The sequence below is a fragment of the Halobellus salinus genome, assembly GCF_014646875.1.
In the GTDB taxonomy this organism is placed as follows: domain Archaea; phylum Halobacteriota; class Halobacteria; order Halobacteriales; family Haloferacaceae; genus Haloquadratum; species Haloquadratum salinum.
In genome coordinates, this window is record NZ_BMOC01000041.1 from 1 (window position 1) to 2,760 (window position 2,760).

The 2,760-nt window shown below is 58.8% G+C and carries 1 tRNA gene and 2 rRNA genes; all 3 read left to right on the top strand.

The features are described from left to right. The first annotated feature begins 156 nt into the window (after positions 1–156). Positions 157–1,631 (top strand): 16S ribosomal RNA (locus tag IEX72_RS14985). A gap of 148 nt (positions 1,632–1,779) precedes the next feature. After that, positions 1,780–1,851: transfer RNA gene (locus tag IEX72_RS14990), tRNA-Ala, on the top strand. A gap of 415 nt (positions 1,852–2,266) precedes the next feature. Beyond that, positions 2,267–2,760 (top strand): 23S ribosomal RNA (locus IEX72_RS14995); the annotation flags it as partial.

Sequence of the window (2,760 nt, forward strand, 5' to 3'; positions counted from 1 at the left end):
ACACCTGTCCGGTGTCCACCGAACTCACCACAACGGACCACGCAACCAATGCAATATGACGCGATGCAGTAGGATTTGTGCAATCCACAACTTGGTGATTCCTCCCCGCTACGGGGAGAAATCCCGCCAACCCTCCCAGCCTCGCGCTGGGAACCCATTCCGGTTGATCCTGCCGGAGGCCATTGCTATTGGAGTCCGATTTAGCCATGCTAGTCGTACGAGTTCACACTCGTGGCGCATAGCTCAGTAACACGTGGCCAATCTACCCTTCAGCGACGGACACCCTCGGGAAACTGAGGCTAATCCGTCATACCCCTCTCACACTGGAACCGTCGAGAGGCCCAAACGCCTTCCGGCGCTGAAGGATGAGGCTGCGGCCGATTAGGTAGACGGTGGGGTAACGGCCCACCGTGCCCATAATCGGTACGGGTCGTGAGAGCGAGAGCCCGGAGACGGAATCTGAGACAAGATTCCGGGCCCTACGGGGCGCAGCAGGCGCGAAACCTTTACACTGCACGCCAGTGCGATAAGGGGACTCCAAGTGCGAGGGCATATCGTCCTCGCTATCCTGTACTGTAGGGTAGTACAGTATCAAGAGCTGGGCAAGACCGGTGCCAGCCGCCGCGGTAATACCGGCAGCTCAAGTGATGGCCGATCTTATTGGGCCTAAAGCGTCCGTAGCTGGCCTCGCAAGTCCGTCGGGAAATCCATCAGCTCAACTGATGGGCGTCCGGCGGAAACTACAAGGCTTGGGACCGGAAGGCTCGAGGGGTACGTCCGGGGTAGGAGTGAAATCCTGTAATCCCGAACGGACCACCGATGGCGAAAGCACCTCGAGAAGACGGCTCCGACAGTGAGGGACGAAAGCTAGGGTCTCGAACCGGATTAGATACCCGGGTAGTCCTAGCCGTAAACGATGTTCGCTAGGTGTGGCACTCGCTACGAGCGAGTGCTGTGCCGTAGGGAAGCCGAGAAGCGAACCGCCTGGGAAGTACGTCTGCAAGGATGAAACTTAAAGGAATTGGCGGGGGAGCACTACAACCGGAGGAGCCTGCGGTTTAATTGGACTCAACGCCGGACATCTCACCAGCCCCGACTACAGTAATGACGGTCAGGTTGATGACCTCACCACGAGCTGTAGAGAGGAGGTGCATGGCCGCCGTCAGCTCGTACCGTGAGGCGTCCTGTTAAGTCAGGCAACGAGCGAGACCCGCACTCCTAATTGCCAGCAGCAGTCTCGACTGGCTGGGTACATTAGGAGGACTGCCAGTGCCAAACTGGAGGAAGGAACGGGCAACGGTAGGTCAGTATGCCCCGAATGGGCTGGGCTACACGCGGGCTACAATGGCCGGGACAATGGGTCGCCACCTCGAAAGAGGGCGCTAATCTCAGAAACCCGGTCGTAGTTCGGACTGAGGGCTGAAACTCGCCCTCACGAAGCTGGATTCGGTAGTAATCGCCGTTCACCAGACGGCGGTGAATACGTCCCTGCTCCTTGCACACACCGCCCGTCAAAGCACCCGAGTGAGGTCCGGATGAGGCCGTGTCACCACGGTCGAATCTGGGCTTCGCAAGGGGGCTTAAGTCGTAACAAGGTAGCCGTAGGGGAATCTGCGGCTGGATCACCTCCTACAGACCGAGACCAGGCCGTCGCGCCTGGCTCACTGCAGCCCGGATTCACACCCCACTGCACCGTACTGCACTACACTCGTTGCACCGTCCGTTCGTGGCGAACTCGATCGACGCCGGACAGGCACCGTAGAACCACCAAGGCTAACTGGGCCCGTAGCTCAGCGGTAGAGCACCTCCTTTGCAAGGAGGACGCCCTGGGTTCAACTCCCAGCGGGTCCATACCCCACACCCGTCGACGAATCGCGACCCTTAACCGGTCGCGACAACTCGACTGGAGTGGACACGAACTGATGCACTATCCCGCGAAAGCGCGGATAGGAAGGGTTCGACGGACGCTCCGGCAGCCACCGGACGTTCGATGACGACCGTTGTACGCGCGCAATCCAGACGCCCACTGAACCCGTCTTCACTGACGGCAACTGTGGACGTCTCAGATCACCAACAGCAACAGCGAACCGTTCCGGGCCTCCATACCCGGAACAACGACACTCGTCTCGGGAACTACACCCGAGACATCCGTCTCAAGCACACGCCTGAGACACCAACCGAGACTGCGACTGTCGCAGATGACAGTCACACGTCACAACACTCCACTCGATTCAGCGTGACCACTCACCGCGAGTGATCACCTCGAATTGACTGGCTACTGTACTGGCTGGTGAATGGCTCGGCTCGAGAGCCGACGACGGACGTGCCAAGCTGCGAAAAGCCTGAGGGAGTCGCACGGAGACAAAGAACTCAGGATCTCCGAATGGGAATCCCCACCGCAATTGCTTCGCGCAATGGGGAACGCTCCGAATTGAAACATCTCAGTAGGAGCAGGACCAGAAAACAACCGTGATGTCGTTAGTAACCGCGAGTGAACACGACACAGTCCAAACCGAAGCCCTCACGGGCAATGTGGTGTTCGGACCGGTCACAACGGATCTCAACGATGGAAAAAATCTCCTGGAACGGAGTGCGACACAGGGTGACAGCCCCGTATTCCACCCGCGAAATCCCGGACCGACTCCAGAGTAGCGAGGGTTGGATATCCCCCGTGAATTCCGCAGGCATCACCTGCGAAGACTAAACACTCCTCGAGACCGATAGCGAACAAGTAGCGCGAGCGAACGCTGCAAAGCACCC